The sequence below is a fragment of the Pantoea sp. UBA6567 genome (genome assembly GCF_002434165.1).
Classification (GTDB): Bacteria; Pseudomonadota; Gammaproteobacteria; order Enterobacterales; family Enterobacteriaceae; genus Pantoea; species Pantoea eucrina.
In genome coordinates, this window is the sequence record NZ_DJJN01000002.1 from 1 (window position 1) to 554 (window position 554).

Here is a 554-nt window from a genome sequence, read left to right on the forward strand (position 1 = left end):
CTTAGCCCGTCCGCGTGCGGGAGCGCCGCTGAAACTGCCAGAAGCCTGGCGGGCGGACCCCCCCCGGTGCCGCGCGCTGCTTAGCGCACAGCCGCGTGCTGCTGCCCCGGGGCCGGTTCCGTTCGCCGTCAGCCGTGGCAGCAGCCTTTGCCCCGGCACGGCGACCGGGCAGAGGGCGCCTGGCCGCGCCCTCTGCACTCCCCGGCCCTGCGCCAGCCCCGCCCGCCGCTGCGCGGTTCCCTCGCTCACGCCCGCTTCCCTGGGACCGGGCGCTATTCGCTCCTGCTCACCGCGCCCTTTCGCCGACGTCCTGTCGGCTCATCCCGGAACCGTGCCCTCCCTCGGCGGACCCGGATGGCGCTTTCCCCGGCTTCCACTTTTTTCTCTTTCCTGGTTTTTTTTATGGCTGTGGATTTTGTTCGCAGGTTCAGACCCTGCAACCTTTTAAGAATGAAAAAATGAATGTGCAGGCGGGAAGGGGGCGCTATCCGCAGCGCCGGGCGCAGAGTGACGGCCAGGGCGAGCCGGCAGGATGCCGGCGAGAGCGCGGGCTG

At 69.7% G+C, this 554-nt stretch carries 1 protein-coding gene; it reads right to left on the reverse strand.

Annotation, left to right across the window (positions count from 1 at the left end; genetic code table 11):
- Positions 1-272 precede the first annotated feature (272 nt).
- Positions 273-554, reverse strand: a 282-nt coding sequence (locus tag B4M48_RS00430; RefSeq protein ID WP_288655742.1) for a hypothetical protein, incomplete at its 5' end; no start/stop codon positions are given.